This window comes from Mesorhizobium sp. M0898, assembly GCF_040319695.1.
In the GTDB taxonomy this organism is placed as follows: domain Bacteria; phylum Pseudomonadota; class Alphaproteobacteria; order Rhizobiales; family Rhizobiaceae; genus Mesorhizobium.
In genome coordinates, this window is sequence record NZ_JAMYOE010000005.1 from 129,173 (window position 1) to 145,421 (window position 16,249).

The following is a 16,249-nucleotide window of genomic DNA, read 5'->3' on the forward strand; positions in this document are numbered from 1 at the left end:
GGCCATGGACGAAAAGCCCTCCTTGCTTTCCCGCGCCAGCGCCGAGGTGGTCGATCTCCACCGCTTCTTCGTCGACTGGTTCAATGCGGCGAGTGCGGACAATTCAGATTTCAGGCGCTTCGAACGCGTCATGGGCGAAGGCTTCCGCATGGTTGTGCCGGACGGCCAGGTCCTCGATCGTGACGCGGTGCTCGACCATGTCAGGGCAAGCCGCGCCACTTGTGACGGCGATTTCACCATCTCGATCGAGGAAATCCGGGCCGGCTGGCAACAAAGCGACACGATCGTCGTCAGCTACATCGAAGCGCAGCAGCGCGCCGGCAAACATAGCCGCCGCCGCTCAAGTGCCGTTTTCACCACCAGTTCATCGGCGCCCAACGGCGTCGAATGGCGACATCTGCATGAAACCTGGCTGCAGATGCCGGAAGGCTGAACAGGCTCAAGACATCAATGAGAGTCGTGTAACGAAAGGGGAACAACAATGAAAAAGACCATACTTCAGATCACCACCGCGCTCGCACTGCTGACAGCGGCCGGCGCAGCGCAAGCCGCCGATTGCAAGATCACCGTCGGCCTCGTCATGGAACTGACAGGCCCGGCCGGCGAGTACGGCCAGGCCGGCGCCAAATCGGTCGAGATGGCCTTCCGCGACATCAACGATGCGGGTGGCGTCCGCGGCTGCGATCTCGCAACCGACACGCGCGACAGCCAGAGCCAGGGCAACATTGCGGTCGACGCCGCGACGCAGCTCGTGCAGGTCAAGAAGGTGCCAGTGATCATCGGCGGCATCATCTCCTCGGTGTCGATCCCGATCCTGACCTCGGTCACCGCTCCGGCCAAGATAGTCCAGGTGTCGCCTGCTTCCTCGTCGCCGACGCTGACGGCGCTCGGGCGCGACGGCAAGACCAACGGCATCTTCTTCCGCACCATCACATCTGATGCGCTGCAGGGCGTCGCCGCCGCCAAATATGCCATCGACAAAGGCTTCAAGAAGCTGGCGGTCATCCACGTCAACAACGACTTCGGCGTCAACATGGTGGCGGAATTTTCGCGCGCCTATAAGGCACTCGGCGGCACCATCGTCTCCGACACGCCCTACAATGAAAAGCAGTCGAGCTATGCCTCGGAAGTGACGGCGGCGATGGCCGGCGAGCCCGACGGGCTTTATCTCGTCAGCACGCCTGTCGACGGCGCAACCATCGCCCGCACTTGGATTTCGCAGGGCGGTGTCCAGAAATTCCTGCTCAATGACGGCATGAACAGCCCGGACTTCATCGAATCCGTTGGCGCGGATTATCTGAAGGATGCGTACGGCACTTCCTCCGGCACCAGCCCGACCGCATCGACCGAGTATTTCACCAAGAACTATAAGGAATTTTCGGGCATCGAACCGTCGAACCCGGCGGCCGACCGGTCGTATGATGCCGGCGCCATCGTCGGCCTGGCCATCGCCATTGCGGGCTCCGAGGATCCGGCCAAGATCAAGGAGGCGATGTACAAGGCGGTCGACCCGGCCGGCACGCCGATCTATGCCGGCAAGGACGAGTTCGCCAAGGCGCTCGGCCTGATCAAGGATGGCAAGCCGATCCGCTACGAAGGCGTCATCGGCCCGGTCGCCTTCGACAAATACGGCGACATCACCGGCCCGTTCCGCCTCTGGAAGATCGTCGACGGCAAGGTGACGACCGACGGCGAAATGACGACGGATGACGTCAACGCCCTGCAGGCGAAGCTTCAGTAAGCCGCCCATGTCTTGTCCGGCATCGATCCCATTCCATTGAGGTTGATGCCGGACACTTGCATGTCCTGTTGCTGGTCAGGCCGGCCTGGAAACGACCACCGCACCAGCCCAGAGCGGCCTCGGTTCAACGCAGCTTTGACACCACCCACGGTCGAGCCGACGAGATCGGCAATCTCTTCCAGCGAATAGTCGAAGACATCCTTGAGCAGGACGCAGGCGCGCTCCTTGGGCGGCAGATGGATCACCAGCCGCTCGATGGCGCGATCCGCGCCCTGGCCCGCCGTCCAGCGAAATGAAGCTGCCCACGATCAATTTTCTCATCGCGTGTCTCCGGTTGCGCAACAGGCATCCAGTCGGATCCAAGAACCGGCGCAAACGAACCGGCCCGACGGATGACCACAGGATGCTTGCCTGAGACGTTTCCGGTTCGACTTTGGATACGCGTGAGGACCGTTTGAGCTAATAAAGCGGCTTGGCCATGTGCCGGGGGGTCGGCCATTCCGTCGTTATCCCCGGCTGCACCGGCCGCTCGAGATAGGTCGACAGGACCACATAGCTTCGGGTCGAGGTGACGCCGGGTGTTTCGTAGAGGCGCGACAGCAGGCCCTCGAGCGCCCGCGTGTCCTCGGTGCGGACCTTGATCAGCATGCATGTGTCGCCGGCCACCGAATGGATCTCCTCGACTTCGGGGTGTTCGGAGATTGCCATCAGCTCCGGCGTCTTTCCCCACCCCTTTGTGTCGATATGGACGAAGGCAAGCAGCGGCTTGTGCACCGCCTTGGGATCGATGATGACCGCGGTGTTGCGGATGGCGCCGCTGCGCCGGAGGCGCTTGACGCGTTCATGGGCTGCCGGCGGTGAAAGGCCGACGCGGTCGCCGAGCTCGGCATAGCTGATCGTGGCGTCGTCGACCAGAACGCCTAATATTTTTCGGTCGGTTGCATCGATATCGCGGGCGGCGGGCCTGTTCTGCGGAATGCCATCTGTTTCTTCATCCATATTAAAATTCCCGATTGATGCAGAATTTAATACGGCCATTATTGCCATATGTCGAACACTGATCAAGTCGCCACATTCGCAGCGGCGCCCAAGCCGCCAATCCCGGCACTCGCTTACCTGCTGACGGGGTGCATTGCCGTGATCGGCTCGAACTCGCTGGTGCTCGGTCCGATCGCGCCGGCGGTGGCCGCGTCCTTCGGCACAAGCGTGCCGGCGGTTATGATCGCGTCGGCCGCGTTCGGGCTCGGGACGTCGGCAAGCGCCTTGTTCCTGGCGCGCTATATCGATCGGCTTGGCGCCCGCCGCATGCTGCAAGGGGCGTTGCTGCTGCTGGCGATAGCGCTCGTCGCCAGCGCCGCTGCGCCGACCGTGACGGCGCTGGTCGCGGCCCAGCTTCTCGCCGGCATCGCTGCAGGTGTCGCCATGCCGGCAATCTATGCCAGCTCCGCCGCGATTGCGCCGCCCGGCCGCGAAAGCGGCACCATAGGCGTCGTGCTGACCGGCTGGACGCTGAGCATGGTCGCCGGGGTTTCGCTGTCGGCCGTGCTTGCCGATCTGGTGCATTGGCGCGCGGTATTCGCTGCGGTCGCGGTGCTCTCAGCACTCGCCTTGGCCAGCCTGTCGCTGACCTCGCTCAGCGATGTCAGGAAGAGCGGTCCGGCACCGACGCCGCTGGGTGCGTTGGCCGTTCCGGGCATAGTGCCGCTGCTGGTCGCCTGCGCGGCCTTCATGACCGCGTTCTACGGCATCTACGGCTATCTTGGCGATCACCTTCACAACGGCTTGGGACGGCCGGTCAGCGCGAACGGGCTGGCCGCGCTCGCCTATGGTGTCGGCTTTGGCGCGGCGGCGCTTCTTGACGGCGTTATCGATCGCCTGGGTGCGCGGCGTGTCATGCCGTTTGCCTACCTGCTCGTCGCGGTCGTCTATGTCGCGATTGCCGCGGCAAGCAGTAGTTTTCATCTGACCATAGCGGTGATAGCCGTCTGGGGCCTTGCCAATCATTTCGGGCTGAACGTGCTGGTGATGCGCCTCTCGGCACTCGACCCTGCGCGCCGCGGCACGATTATGGGTTTGAACAGCGCGGTGACCTATCTCGCGGTGTTCGTCGGCACCACGGCGTTCGGACCGCTCTATTCCACGTTCGGCTTTGCGGCATCCGCGGTGGTTGCAGCCTTGCTCATGCTAATCGCTGCTGCGGCAGCGGCGTGGCGTTCGCCGAAGCTATAGCACAGCAAGGCTTGCGTCTCGGTCCCGTCCTTCGATAGATGCTTGGTGGATGGACAATACAACGCTTGAGACAACCGCCGACCCCTTGCCGCACGAGCTGGCTTTTCTCGGAGAGCGGCTTGCGGCGTTCAACGACAGTGATGTCGGCGCCTCCTGCAGGAAGGCATTGGCCGTGTTCGTGCGCGATGAGCACGGCGCTATTGTCGCCGGCATCTCGGGATATACAGCCTGGGGCTGGCTCTATGTGCAATGGCTCTGGGTCGATGAAAAACTGCGCGGTCACCGCATGGCCGGCAGGATGCTCCAGGCGGCCGAGAGGGAGGCGATCGCGCGCGACTGTCACGGCGCCTGGATCGACACGTTCAATCCCAAGGCCGCCAAGGCCTATGAGCGCCAGGGCTATTTGCCCTTCGGCGTGCTTGCCGATTTCCCCATTGGCCGCAGCCGTATCTTCCTGCAGAAGAAATTGTTGGCTTAGTTAGCCGGCAAGGCGTCCGCCGCGCATCGGCTGGGGCACGCCGGTCGTACTGGGAAAGCTGATCGGCAAGCCCCTGAGCACGCGCACTGCCAGGAACGCAAAACACTCCGCCTCCACCGCATCGCCCTTCCAGCCAAGCGCCTCGGCCGGAACCGCTTCCACGCCAGCGCGGCTGGCAAGCATGGCCATGATCGTTGGGTTGTGTCGACCGCCACCGCTGACCACCAGCCGCTTCGGCCGGCGCGGCAGAAGATCGAGCGCCTTGCCGACGGCGGCCGCGGTGAAGGCCGTCAGCAGGGCTGCGCCATCCTCGGTGTTCATTCCGTCCGCCATCGAGGCGCCGAAATCGAAACGGTCCAGCGATTTCGGATAGGGTTTGGTCAAATACGGATGCTGCAGGAGCTTGGCCAGCCGTGCCTCGTCGACCGTGCCGGCGCGGGCAAGGGCGCCGTCGCGGTCCATTTCGCCGAGCCCCTTCGATTTGATGAAATCGTTCAGCGGTGCGTTGGCGGGCCCGGTGTCGAAGGCAACAACATTGTCCGTGCCGTCCCACCAGGTGATGTTGGCGACGCCGCCGAGATTGAGCACCGCCGTGTCGCCGGTGGCGTCGGCTTCGCGCAGCAGCGCGGCGTGATAGGCGGCCGACAGCGGCGCGCCCTGGCCGCCGGCGCGCATGTCGGCCGAGCGGAAGTCATAGGCGACCCTGGTGCCAAGGATGGCATGCATCAGCTCGCCGTCGCCAAGCTGGCGGGTCTGGCCCAGTCGGCCCACTTGCGGGGCACGGTGCAGCACGGTCTGGCCGTGGAAGCCGACGACCCCTATATCGGCCATCGTCAGCCCGTGGCTTTCGACCAGATCCTTGACTGCCGCGGACTGGGCGCGCGTCAGCGCTTCCTCTGCCTCGTGGAAGATTGCCGGTTCCGGCCCTGTGAAATTCCAGCTCCTTGCCTGCCGCAGCGTCTCTTCCAGCAAGGTCCGGATCGACTGCGGGTAGGGGGCCAGCGTGTAGATGCCGAAGTCGTCAATCCGTTCGCCGTCGGTCTTGATCAGCGCGACATCGATATTGCCGTCCAGCACGGTGCCGGTCATCAGGCCGACGGCCCACATGGGTCCGCCATTTTTCGGATTCATGGTTGTCAGGCTCCGTTGACGAGATCGCCGACCGCTTGGCGAAGCGCTGCGATCCCGCTGTTGAAATGACGTGTCGGATGGATCCGGTTGGTGAGCAAGGTCCAGGCTCTGCCTTTGTCGAAGTCGACCCACAGCCCGACACCGGTAAAGCCGGTATGCCCGATGGTTTCGGGGCTGCATAACCGGCCGCCGGACCAGCCTTCGTAGGGTCGCTCCCAGCCATGGGTGCGGGTTGCCGACAAGGGCGTGCGCATTAGCGCGATCGAACGCTGCGACGCGCCGGTCCCGTCCAGCAGCCCTTGCGCAAAGTCGAGGACCGAAGCCGCCGTTCCGAACAGGCCAGCGTGACCGGCACCTTGCAAGGCCGAGCAATTGTCGTCGTGGACTTCGCCGCAGAGCACGCGATGGCGCCATGTGCAGTCTTCGGTCGCCGCCGCTTGATCCGGTTCGGCGGAGAACGCGAAGCCCGGACCGGGATCTATGTCGCGAATGGTCTTGCCAGACAGGCGCTCCAGGACGAAGCCGAGCAGGATGAAGTTGATATCAGAATAGACCGGCTCGCCAGCCTGCCATTCGCGCTGCAGGATGAAGGCGCGCAGCAGGTCCGGATCGTGGCCATAGGTGTAGATCGGCGCGACGGCGGGAAACGGTGTCTGATGGCCGAGACACTGACGAAACGTTACGTTCCGTTCCCAGGCTTTTTCGTCATATTGGCGAAGGTCGGGCAGGACGGAAATCAGCGGCGCGTCGAGGTCGATGACGCCTTCTTCCGCCAGTGCCAGGATACGCGACGTGGTGAAGATGATTTTGGTCAGCGAGGCCAGGTCGAACCATGTCCCGACATGCATCGGCCGTATCTTGGGCACGGTTTGAGCCCAACCGATTGCCCGGACGATGCGTTCGCCGTCCCCGTCAACTATGCCGAGCACGCCGCCCGGAATGCGCGATGCGGCTACGGCCGCTTCGAGCGGGGCGAATGCGCGGGAGAGGAGATCATGGTCGATCAACTACGCCTCCGTTTGGAAGGCAGCGAGGGGCTGTCCGTCTGACTCTGCATGCTTTCGAGCGACAATCATCACGCTTCCACCCGTGCCCTATGATCCGGCCCGAATTGCTGCCAATTGGCCGGCCCCGGCTCAAACCCCAGCGGACGCACGAGCGAGGGGACTTGGCGCGTGTCCAGCTCGAAACGTTCATGCCGCCGGTCTATAGTAGGAACGGCCGCGATAAGCTGTTTGGTATAGGAGTGCTTCGGCTCCGAGAGCACCGATCTGGCATCGCCGATCTCGACAATCTGGCCGGCATAGATGACCGCGATGCGATGGGCGATCCGCTCGACGACAGCCATGTCATGCGAGATGAACAGATAGGCCAGCCCGAATTCACGCTGCAGCTCGATCAAAAGCTCCAACACCCTGGCCTGCACCGACACATCGAGCGCCGAAACCGCTTCGTCGAGGACGACAACCGAAGGATTGAGCATCAGCGCGCGAGCGATGCACAGGCGTTGCCGCTGGCCGCCGGAGAATTCGTGCGGATAGCGCTGCAGGCTGTTTTCCGGAAGGCCGACGCGTTTCAGCAGCGCGGCCATTTTCGCCCGCGTTTCAGCAGTTATCCGTCCGCCGGTAGCGATCACAGGCTCTGCGAGGATGCTTTGGATGGTGAGTCTGGGATTGAGCGAGCCATAGGGATTCTGGAACACCATCTGCATGGGAAGGGCGCTCTGCCCGGTGACGGGCTTGCGCGTGCTGGCCGAGATTGTGCCGTGCGTCGGGCGCACCAGCCCCAGAATCGCGCGGGCGGTAGTGGACTTTCCGGAACCGCTCTCGCCGACGACCGCCAATGTCTCGCCCGGCATTAGCTCGAAATCCACCCCGTCCACCGCGTGCACGGCACCGCTGGCGCGGCTGAAAAACCCAGCCTTGACCGGAAACCGCACTACGAGGCCATCGACCTTCAGCGCCGGCTCGGCAGCTTTTTGCGTTTTGCGTTGCACGTCCTTGCGTGCGGCACTGCCGCCGGCGAAATGCGGCACCGCATGAAGCAGATGCCGCGTATAGGGATGCCGCGGATCGTCCAATATCTGGTTCAATGCGCCCTGCTCGACAGCTTCTCCGCCTTGCATCACCATCACCTTGTCGGCGATGCCTGCAACCAGACCGATGTCGTGGGTGATGAAGATCATCGACATCCCGGTTTCCTGCTTTAATTCGGCGAGCAGCGCCATGATCTGCGCCTGCACCGTAACATCCAGCGCCGTCGTTGGCTCGTCGGCAATGAGCAGGCGCGGGTTGCACGCAATCGCCATGGCGATCATCACCCGCTGCAGCATGCCGCCCGACAGCTGGTTGGGCGTGTATTTCAGCCGCCTCGCTGCGTCGGGAATACGGACGCGGTCGAGCGCGTCCTTGGCTGCCGCCGTTGCTTGTCGTCCGGTCAGGCCGCGATGCAGGCGAAACGATTCCTCGATCTGCCAGCCAATGGTCAGCACCGGATTGAGCGAGGTCATCGGCTCCTGGAAGATCATGCCGATTTCGCCCCCGCGGATCTTCGTCAATTGCGGCTCGGCTGCGGCTGTCAGGTCGAAGGTGCTGCCGTCGGCCCGCCTCAGCTTGATCGACCCGCCGGTGATGCGGCCGCCGCCATAATCGACAAGGCGATTGATCGACAGCGCCGTAACCGATTTGCCCGAGCCGCTTTCGCCGACGATGGCCAGCGTTTCGCCGTCGGCGAGATCGAAGCTGACGCCGCGCACGACCTCATTGGCTTGCGGGTTGCGGCCGAAGCCGACGCGCAATCCGCTGACGGACAGCAGCGGGATCATGCGATCGATCTCCGCATCTTCGGGTCGAGGACATCGCGCAACGCATCGCCGAGCAGGTTGAAACCGAGGATGCCGATCATGATCGCCACGCCCGGGAAGATCATCAGCCAGGGAGCTGTCTCCATCAGATTGCGGCTGTCGCTCAGCATCAGGCCGAGCGACGCGGCGGGCGGCTGCGTGCCGAGCCCGAGGAAGCTTAAGCCGGCTTCGGTCAGCAGTGCCCAGGCCAGCGCCAGCGTCACCTGAACCGTCAGTGGCGCCACCAGATTGAGCAGCAGATGCCGTGTTACGATATAGCCCGCACTGCTGCCGAACGTGCGGGCCGCGTCGACGAATTCGCGCGCCTTGAGCGACAGAGCCGGACCTCGCACGACGCGCGTGAAGATCGGTGTGTAGACGATGGCGATGGCAATGACGCTGGTCGAGGTTCCCGGTCCCGCAACCGCGACGATCAGCAGCGCCAGCAGGATCGCCGGGAACGCCAGCACAACGTCCATGATGCGCATCACTAGGCCGTCCCAGCGGCGCCCGAACCAGGCTGCCGCCAGCCCGAGCACGGTGCCGGCCAGTGTCGCGACGGCGACCGAAAAGAAGGCCACGATGAAGGACTGGCCGATCCCGGTCATCAGCCGACTTGCGACATCGCGGCCGAACAGGTCCGTGCCCATCCAGTAGGTGCCGTCAGGCGCATGCAGCCGTTCGACCCGGTGCTGCGTCAGCGGATTGTGCGGCGTCAGCCCCAGCATGCCAAGCACGGCAAGCAGCAGATAAAGCGCAACGATCGCACCACCGATGCGGCCACTGGGATGCGCAAATATAGCCCGCAATGTCGCCATCAGTGCTCGCTTAGCCGGATACGCGGGTCGAGCGCGACATAGGCAAGGTCGACGAGGAGATTGACGATCATGAAGTTGAAGGCGATGAACAGCACGCTTCCCTGCACCAGCGCGTAGTCGCGCTGCAGGATGGCATCCAGCACCATGCGGCCGAGACCGGGCAGCGCATAAATCTGCTCGACGATGACAGCTCCGCCCAGGAGGTAGCCGAACTCTATGCCGCTCAGTGTCACGACCGGGATGAGCGCGTTGGGCAAGGCATGCCGCCAGATGACGCCGCGCGCCGAAACGCCCTTGCTGCGCGCCGTCCTGACATAGTCGTCGCTGAGCACATCGAGCATAGCCGAACGCGATATGCGGGTCACCGAAGCCGCGAAGGCAAATCCAAGCGTGACCGCAGGCAGCAACAGCTGGCCGAGATTGCGCAGCGGATCCTGCCACAGCGGCGAAAACTCGCCCATCGCCGGCAAAACGCCAAACCCCGCCGACAGCGTGTAGATGATCAGCAGGGCAAGGACGAAGTTCGGCGTCGACTGCCCGATCATTGCGACAACGCGCACGCCGAGGTCGGACAGCTTTTCGTTATGGGTGGCGGCAAAGATCCCCGCCGGCATGCCGACAAGCAGGGCGATGACCATCGACAGCAGGGCGAGTTCCAACGTTAGCGGGAAACGCTCGAGGATGACGTCGAGCACCGGCCTGCCATAGGTGGACGAAAGGCCGAGATTGCCTTGGAAAAGACCAAGCAGCCAGCGCCAGTACTGGATGAACCAGGGCTGGTCGATGCCGAAATAAGCTGCAAGCGCATCGCGCTGCTGCGGCGTCAGCAGGCCGGCTTCGGTCCCCAGCATTGCCGTGATCGAATCGCCCGGAACCATCCGGATCGCCAGGAACACCACGATGGACACGCCAAGCAGGACGAGAGGGAAGGTCGCCAGTCGCCGCATCAGATAGTTCACGCGAAGAATATCCTCTCGTCCGGCATCAAAGCAGCTACTGGATCGTCACCTTGGCGAGGCTGAACAGCGAGCCTGTCGGCACCGGTTCGAATCCTGCGATATTCTTCTGCTGTGCCGTGTAGCTGTAGGACGTGTAGAGCCAGATCCAGGGCGACATCTCAGTGATGTGCTTCTCGAAGTCGGCGAAGATCGCTTTGCGCGCTGCCGGGTCGGTCTCGGTGCGGCCCTTCTGCATAAGACTGTCCAGCGTGTCGTCGATATAGTTCGCCACCTTCTGCAGATTGCCCGTCTTGGTCCAGTAGCGGTTGTACATAGTGTAGGGATCGGCCCTGCCGCCGTTCAGCGCGACGGCCATGTCGAAATCGCCCTTCAGCCAGGCGTCGACATAGACGTTGAGCTCCATCATCTTGATGTCGAGCTTGACGCCGATTTCTGCGAGTTGCGACTGGATCACCTGGGCTTCCGCCGCTGCCGTCGGCGGCTCGCCGGTGGCGCCGATCACGGTCGCCGAAAAGCCGTCGGCATACCCGGCTTCGGCCATCAACTGCTTGGCCTTCTCAATGTCGCGCTTATAGCAGAACAACTGCTTCGGATCGGTCGCCAGTGCCGGGATGGTCAGCGGGCCGGTGACCTTGCCTTCGCCGAGCGAGGCGGTGTCCAGCACTTCCTGCCGGTCGATGGCGCAGGAAATCGCCTGACGCACCTTGAGTTCGGTCATCGGTTTGCGGGAGGGATTGAGCTGCAGCACGTGATAGGCAAGCACCGGCACGCGGTTCAACTGCAGGCTGGCTTCCTTGGGCACCAGCGTGGCGACAAGCGGATCGTTGAGCAGGGCAAAATCGATCTGCTTGGTGCGCATCGCCGCCAGGATCGCCGTCTCGTCCGGCAGCACGCTGATATCGATGCCGTCGACGCCGGTCGCGCCGCCTGCCCAGTCCTTGTTGGCGACAAGCACTTCCTTGGAATTCGGATCCCATTTTTCGAGCTTGAACGGACCCGAGCCGATCGTTGTCGTGCCGATCGAGCCAGTCGCGATTTCGCTTGCCGGGACGATCGCCGCGTTGACGTCGCTCATCGCCGTCAGGATCGGCACGTCCGGCTGCGAGAGGTGGAACACGACGGTGGCTGGATCGGGCGTGTCGATGCTGGCGATCGAGAGAAAGTTCGCGCGCGCCGCAGCACCCGTCTTCTCGTCGAGTATACGCTCGAACGATGCCTTGACGTCGGCCGAGGTCACGGCGGCGCCGTTCTGGAATTTTGCTTTCGGATTGAGCTTGAAGCTCAGCTCCTTGCCGCCCGGCGAGAACTGCCATGAATCGGCAATCGCGGGCGTGATTTGCAGGTTTGCGTCGAGCCGCACCAGCGGTTCGTAGATCAGCTCCAGCAGCCGCAGTGAGGAGAATGCCGTCTGCTTGTGCGGATCAAGACCGGTGGCGTCCTGCGACCACGCCATATGCAGCGTCGCCGCACTCGCCTGCACCGGTAGCGCGGCGATGCCAACCATTGCCGCGAGCGTCATGCCGGAAAGCAGTTTCTTGCCAATGTGCCGTACCATTGTCGTCTCCCATTATTGTTAAACCAGATGCCTTGCAGTTCCCCGGACCGCTTCAAAGGGACACACGCCCCGGAACATCGGCCCAGTATCCATGCGGTTTTACACCGTCTTTTCGCCTATCGCCTTGCGCAGGAAACCTCCCGCGTTGGCAAGCGCCTTACGTGCTTCTTCGACACCCATGCCGGTGATCGTCACGAGGATTGCCAGTTTTACATCATTGCCGGTCTGGTCGAGTGCCTGTCGTGCCTGCTGTGCCGCGCAGCCGGTCGTCTGCATCACGATCCTGACCGCCCTTGCGACAAGCTTCTTGTTGCTTGGATTGAGGTCAACCATCAGGTTCTGATAGCTCTTGCCGATGCGGATCATACTGGCGGTGGACAGCATATTGAGCACCAGCTTTTGCGCGGTTCCCGATTTCAGCCGGGTCGAGCCGGTGAGGACCTCCGGGCCAACCACCGGAGAGATGCCAATATCGGCAATGCCGGCAATGGTCGATCGAGGATTGCAGGACAACGCCACGGTGGTGGCTCCCACTTCCTTGGCATAGGTCAGGCCGCCGATGACATAAGGTGTGCGTCCGCTGACAGCGATGCCGACCACCACGTCGTCGGCGGTCAGCTTGATGTCCTGCAGCGCCTTTATTCCCTGTTTCGGATCGTCCTCGGCGCCTTCCGCAGAGTGCACCAGCGCGTCGACGCCGCCGGCGATCAGGCCCACCACCATGTCCTCGGGTACGCCAAAGGTCGGCGGACATTCCGAGGCGTCGAGGACGCCGAGCCGGCCGCTGGTGCCAGCCCCCATATAGACAAGGCGTGCACCGTTCTGGAACGCGCTCACGATCCGGTCCACAGCCGCAGCAATATCGGGGATGACCTTCTCGACGGCTGCCGCAACGCCTTTGTCCTCGTCATTGATCTTGCGCAGCACCTCGAGGGTCGGCAACAGATCGATGTCCATGGTTTTCGGGTTCCGGTCCTCGGAAACCAGCCGCTCCAGCTCCGACATCAACCCTTGTTCGACCACTTCGCTTACTTTCAAGTGCGACTGCGAGCAGGACTGTGATGCCCGCAGCAAGCGGCGTCCAGTGCCTGCACCTGGCCGTCGGCTCCGTACCGGCTGCGCCGGTTCTGTTTCGTTAACTTCTTAGAATTCGATATTCCCTGTGTCAACGGAAAGTAGGAATATTATATTCCTTGCGAGCAAGGCATCACTGGCGGCAGAGGGATTTTCTGGCCAGGATTATGGCTCCCGAAACCGCGTCGCCGTCGGCCGGTTTCAGCCGTCGGCGGACGTCGGGAGCGAGCCATGGCTCAAGCGGGCTGGACAACCCTCCGAGCAGCGTAACCCGCGGCGCACCTTTTTCGAACAGCACCCGCACGAAGGTGTCGATCTGCTCGGCAGCGCCTTGCACGATCCGCCGACCGGCCGGATCGCCCTGGTCGGCATGGCGGATCACCATCGGCGCCATGGCGGCATAGTCCGTCGCACTGGCGCGGTCCATCCAGGCCACCGCCTCGAACGGATCGTCCTTGAAGCGCTGCATCACCTCGGCCAGCAGCGCCGTCCGCTCATGCCGGCCGTCATGGGCTCGCAAGGCAAGCTGCACTGCCTTCAGTCCGAGATCGGCGCCGCTGCCCTCGTCGGAAATCGGAAAACCGTAGCCGCCGACGCGCAGGTCGCGCCCTTCGACAAAGCCGAGCCCGATCGAACCGGTCCCGGCTATGACGATGGCGCCGTCTTGACCCGAATGCGCGCCAAGGCAAGCCGCGACGCCGTCGCTGACGAAGTCGATGCTCGCAAAGGGTTGTTCGATGCCATGAAACGCCTCGAGCGCACCCTTACGGCCGATGCCGGCAACACCGATACCCGCGCGGATCCTGGCGATTTCCGCCGCCGCGAACCCTGCCTCTTCGATCGCCGCGCCAAAGGCTTTGGCAATCGAGGCCCAGGCCACCTCTATACCGAGTCGCGTTGTCGCCGGGCCCGACAGGCCTTGCCCGAGCACGGTTCCTGCCTCGTCTTCGATACGCGCCCGGCAGCCGGTTCCGCCGCCATCAACGCCCAGGAAATAATGCGGAGACGCCCCACCGGCACTCATTGCCTTATTCGTTCGATCTGGGCGCCGCACAGCCGGAGCTTGCGGTCCAACTGCTCGTACCCGCGGTCGAGATGATAGACGCGATTGATCGTCGTCTCGCCCTCCGACACCAGCGCTGCCAGCACCAGCGAGACGGAGGCGCGCAAGTCGGTCGCCATCAGTTGCGCGCCCTTCAGCTTCTCGCCTCCGCGCACCAGCGCCATGGTGCCTTGCAGCTTGATATTGGCGCCGAGCCGCATCAGTTCAGGCACATGCATGAAGCGGTTCTCGAAGATCGTCTCGCGCAACAGCGAAGCGCCCTCGGCACAGCACATCAACGCCATGAACTGCGCCTGGAGATCGGTCGGAAAGCCCGGATAGGGCTCCGTCGTCACGTCGACCGCCTTGAGCGGCCCGTCTCTCGATACGATCAGCCCGCGGTCGCCCGGCCATATTTTCACACCGGCTGCTTCGAGCAGCTGGACGACGGATGCCATGTGCTCGAGCCGCGCGTGGGTCAGCTCGAGCTGACCGCCGGTGATGGCCGCTGCGACGGCATAGGTGCCGGCCTCTATCCGGTCCGGGATGATGTCGTGCGTGGCGGCGCGCCAGTCTGTGCTGCCCCCGATCAGGATGCGGTGCGTGCCGGCGCCCTCGATCCGCGCGCCCATGTCGTTCAGGCAGGCGGCAAGATCGGCCACCTCCGGCTCGCGGGCCGCGTTGAGGATCTCGGTCTCGCCGTTTGCCGTCGTCGCCGCCATCATCGCCGTTTCGGTCGCGCCGACCGACGGCGAGCTCAAAACGATGCGCGCGCCTTTCAGTCCGCCCGGCGCAGACGCGACGATCAGTCCGTTTTCGATCGCGATATCGGCGCCAAGTGCGGCAAGTGCGGCGACATGCATGTCGACCGGCCGTGCGCCGATCGCGCAGCCGCCAGGCAGCGAGACCCGGGCATGGCCGAAGCGGGCAAGCAGTGGACCGAGAACCAGCACCGTCGCGCGCATGCGCCTGACGGTATCGTAGCTTGTCTCCCTGGAAGCGGCAGCACTGGTATCGATTGTGGCGGCATGCGCCGATCTGGTGACTTCGGCCCCATGAAGGCCGACGACGCCAAGCATGTTGTCGATATCCGTCACCTCAGGCAGGTTGGTCAGCTGCAGCGGATAGGGGCTGAGCAACGCCGCCGCTATTTGCGGCAAGGCCGCGTTCTTGGCGCCGGAGATCGTCACCGCGCCCTCAAGCCTGTGCCCGCCGACGATCCGCAATTTGTCCATGGCTCTGACCTAATCCCGAGCTGTCGGCGAGTCTACGATCTTTTCATGTCCGAATCGTCGACATGCCCGAAGGCTGGGCCGCAACCGCACCAGTCGAGATTTGATGGTTCATTCTTGGCTGTCAATCAGAGGCGGAATAATTTATTCCTTGGCTTGGCGTTGTCTATGACAGGCAATGGGGGAACGCATGTCCGTCCTGAAGAAGATCGAGGCCAAGCTCGAAGTCATGGCGCCCGGCGACCGCGAGATCGGTCAGTATATCGTCGATAATCCCGACCAGATGCTCCGCCTGTCGACGGCGGCGCTTGCCGCCGAGATCGGCCGCAGCCAGTCGAGCGTCGTCAAGTTCAGCCAGAAGCTCGGCTATTCCAGCTATCAGGAGCTTAAGCTCGCCGTCAGCGAGGCCAAGTCGCAGGAATGGCACGTGCCGGCCGGCATGATCCACGGTTCGATCGAGGTCGGCGACAGCTATCTGGTCATCCTGCGCAAGCTGATCGGCAGCAAGCTTTTGTCGATGCAGCAGACCGTCGCGGCCAACACCGAGCAGGAAATCGGCAAGGCCCTCGAAGCATTGAATGGTGCGCGCCGCATTCATTTGGCCGGCGTCGGCGCATCCTCGCTGGTGGCGCGCGATTTTTCCTACAAGCTGATGAAACTCGGACGCAACGTGCTGCACGACAGCGACAGCCATGTGCAAATGGCCAATGTCTCGACGCTTGGAAGAGGTGACGTGCTGTTCGCGCTCTCCTATTCCGGGGCGAGCATCGAAACCCTGCGGATAGCTGAACTTGCCCGCAAACGTGGCACCACCGTGATCGCCGTCACCGGACTTCGCGACAATCCGCTGAGCCGGGTTGCCGACATTCGCCTCCACACGATCGCCGATGAAGAGCGCGCGCGCTCGTCATCGATAACTGCGCGTGATGCACAACTGACGCTGACCGACCTGCTGTTCATCCTGCTCGTGCAGAAGCAGCCTGACGCCAACGAATACGTCCACAACAGCGAATTGGCCGTCTCGGTGCTGAAGGCTTAGTGGTGTTCGCAGTCTCGCGTTAAGGCTCCCTGTTCTCGGAGAAATGCCCGCGCCGTAGGGCCTTCAGCGCGAGCGCGTCCGATAGGTCGACACAAGTGGCCTGACCAAA

At 63.2% G+C, this 16,249-nt stretch carries 16 protein-coding genes; 5 read left to right on the forward strand and 11 right to left on the reverse strand.

Going from position 1 to position 16,249, the window contains the following annotated elements; translation table 11 throughout:
• Positions 1–4 precede the first annotated feature (4 nt).
• Entirely contained in the window at positions 5–433 is a 429-nt protein-coding gene (locus tag NKH90_RS09380) for a DUF4440 domain-containing protein (protein ID WP_352819071.1), read from the forward strand.
• Between the two features lie 48 nt (positions 434–481).
• Entirely contained in the window at positions 482–1,741 is a 1,260-nt protein-coding gene (locus NKH90_RS09385) for an ABC transporter substrate-binding protein (protein ID WP_352472226.1), read from the forward strand.
• Here the strand turns inward: NKH90_RS09385 and NKH90_RS09390 are convergent.
• Positions 1,735–1,998 (reverse strand): sigma-70 region 4 domain-containing protein, encoded by a 264-nt coding sequence (locus NKH90_RS09390; RefSeq protein WP_352503014.1) that lies wholly within the window; start codon positions 1,996–1,998, stop codon positions 1,735–1,737. The genes NKH90_RS09385 and NKH90_RS09390 overlap by 7 nt on opposite strands.
• Positions 1,999–2,200: 202 nt before the next feature.
• The gene (locus NKH90_RS09395) at positions 2,201–2,740 is read right to left on the reverse strand and encodes an Lrp/AsnC family transcriptional regulator (RefSeq protein WP_352452390.1); all 540 of its coding nucleotides are present in this window, start codon (positions 2,738–2,740) and stop codon (positions 2,201–2,203) included.
• A gap of 48 nt (positions 2,741–2,788) precedes the next feature.
• Here NKH90_RS09395 and NKH90_RS09400 point away from each other — a divergent pair, with 48 nt between their 5' ends.
• Positions 2,789–3,970, forward strand: coding sequence for an MFS transporter (locus NKH90_RS09400; protein WP_352819073.1), 1,182 nt, complete (start codon positions 2,789–2,791; stop codon positions 3,968–3,970).
• Positions 3,971–4,019: 49 nt separating this feature from the next.
• Positions 4,020–4,448, forward strand: coding sequence for a GNAT family N-acetyltransferase (locus NKH90_RS09405; protein ID WP_352819076.1), 429 nt, complete (start codon positions 4,020–4,022; stop codon positions 4,446–4,448).
• On the opposite strand, the gene NKH90_RS09410 is transcribed toward NKH90_RS09405, so the two are convergent.
• The 9 genes from NKH90_RS09410 to murA form a co-directional block, all read right to left on the reverse strand.
• The gene (locus NKH90_RS09410; protein WP_352819078.1) at positions 4,449–5,579 is read right to left on the reverse strand and encodes an anhydro-N-acetylmuramic acid kinase; all 1,131 of its coding nucleotides are present in this window, start codon (positions 5,577–5,579) and stop codon (positions 4,449–4,451) included.
• Positions 5,580–5,584: 5 nt separating this feature from the next.
• On the reverse strand, positions 5,585–6,586 hold the full coding sequence (locus NKH90_RS09415; protein ID WP_352819080.1) for a serine hydrolase domain-containing protein: 1,002 nt from the start codon (positions 6,584–6,586) through the stop codon (positions 5,585–5,587).
• A 68-nt stretch (positions 6,587–6,654) separates the two neighbouring features.
• Positions 6,655–8,403, reverse strand: a complete 1,749-nt coding sequence (locus tag NKH90_RS09420) for an ABC transporter ATP-binding protein (RefSeq protein WP_352819082.1) — start codon at positions 8,401–8,403, stop codon at positions 6,655–6,657.
• The gene (locus NKH90_RS09425) at positions 8,400–9,239 is read right to left on the reverse strand and encodes an ABC transporter permease (protein WP_352452396.1); all 840 of its coding nucleotides are present in this window, start codon (positions 9,237–9,239) and stop codon (positions 8,400–8,402) included. The genes NKH90_RS09420 and NKH90_RS09425 overlap by 4 nt, the downstream gene beginning before the upstream one ends.
• Positions 9,239–10,198, reverse strand: a complete 960-nt coding sequence (locus tag NKH90_RS09430) for an ABC transporter permease (protein WP_352819084.1) — start codon at positions 10,196–10,198, stop codon at positions 9,239–9,241. The genes NKH90_RS09425 and NKH90_RS09430 overlap by 1 nt, the downstream gene beginning before the upstream one ends.
• A 34-nt stretch (positions 10,199–10,232) precedes the next feature.
• Positions 10,233–11,753, reverse strand: coding sequence for an ABC transporter substrate-binding protein (locus NKH90_RS09435; RefSeq protein WP_352819087.1), 1,521 nt, complete (start codon positions 11,751–11,753; stop codon positions 10,233–10,235).
• Positions 11,754–11,852: 99 nt separating this feature from the next.
• Positions 11,853–12,776 (reverse strand): N-acetylmuramic acid 6-phosphate etherase, encoded by a 924-nt coding sequence (gene murQ / locus NKH90_RS09440; protein ID WP_352819165.1) that lies wholly within the window; start codon positions 12,774–12,776, stop codon positions 11,853–11,855.
• A 184-nt stretch (positions 12,777–12,960) separates the two neighbouring features.
• A complete protein-coding gene (locus NKH90_RS09445; RefSeq protein WP_352819089.1) occupies positions 12,961–13,851 on the reverse strand; it encodes a glucosamine kinase nucleotide-binding domain-containing protein in 891 nt (296 codons plus the stop codon).
• Entirely contained in the window at positions 13,848–15,104 is a 1,257-nt protein-coding gene (gene murA, locus NKH90_RS09450; protein WP_352819091.1) for a UDP-N-acetylglucosamine 1-carboxyvinyltransferase, read from the reverse strand. The genes NKH90_RS09445 and murA overlap by 4 nt, the downstream gene beginning before the upstream one ends.
• A gap of 187 nt (positions 15,105–15,291) precedes the next feature.
• Here murA and NKH90_RS09455 point away from each other — a divergent pair, with 187 nt between their 5' ends.
• On the forward strand, positions 15,292–16,140 hold the full coding sequence (locus tag NKH90_RS09455; protein ID WP_352472245.1) for a MurR/RpiR family transcriptional regulator: 849 nt from the start codon (positions 15,292–15,294) through the stop codon (positions 16,138–16,140).
• Positions 16,141–16,249 lie beyond the last annotated feature (109 nt).

Coding starts and splice junctions, on each gene's coding strand:
- NKH90_RS09380 (WP_352819071.1), top strand. CDS start 5: ATGGACGAAAAGCCCTCCTTGCTTTCCCGCGCCAGCGCCGAGGTGGTC.
- NKH90_RS09385 (WP_352472226.1), top strand. CDS start 482: ATGAAAAAGACCATACTTCAGATCACCACCGCGCTCGCACTGCTGACA.
- NKH90_RS09395 (WP_352452390.1), bottom strand. CDS start 2,740: ATGGATGAAGAAACAGATGGCATTCCGCAGAACAGGCCCGCCGCCCGC.
- NKH90_RS09400 (WP_352819073.1), top strand. CDS start 2,789: ATGTCGAACACTGATCAAGTCGCCACATTCGCAGCGGCGCCCAAGCCG.
- NKH90_RS09405 (WP_352819076.1), top strand. CDS start 4,020: ATGGACAATACAACGCTTGAGACAACCGCCGACCCCTTGCCGCACGAG.
- NKH90_RS09410 (WP_352819078.1), bottom strand. CDS start 5,579: ATGAATCCGAAAAATGGCGGACCCATGTGGGCCGTCGGCCTGATGACC.
- NKH90_RS09420 (WP_352819082.1), bottom strand. CDS start 8,403: ATGATCCCGCTGCTGTCCGTCAGCGGATTGCGCGTCGGCTTCGGCCGC.
- NKH90_RS09425 (WP_352452396.1), bottom strand. CDS start 9,239: ATGGCGACATTGCGGGCTATATTTGCGCATCCCAGTGGCCGCATCGGT.
- NKH90_RS09435 (WP_352819087.1), bottom strand. CDS start 11,753: ATGGTACGGCACATTGGCAAGAAACTGCTTTCCGGCATGACGCTCGCG.
- NKH90_RS09445 (WP_352819089.1), bottom strand. CDS start 13,851: ATGAGTGCCGGTGGGGCGTCTCCGCATTATTTCCTGGGCGTTGATGGC.
- murA (WP_352819091.1), bottom strand. CDS start 15,104: ATGGACAAATTGCGGATCGTCGGCGGGCACAGGCTTGAGGGCGCGGTG.
- NKH90_RS09455 (WP_352472245.1), top strand. CDS start 15,292: ATGTCCGTCCTGAAGAAGATCGAGGCCAAGCTCGAAGTCATGGCGCCC.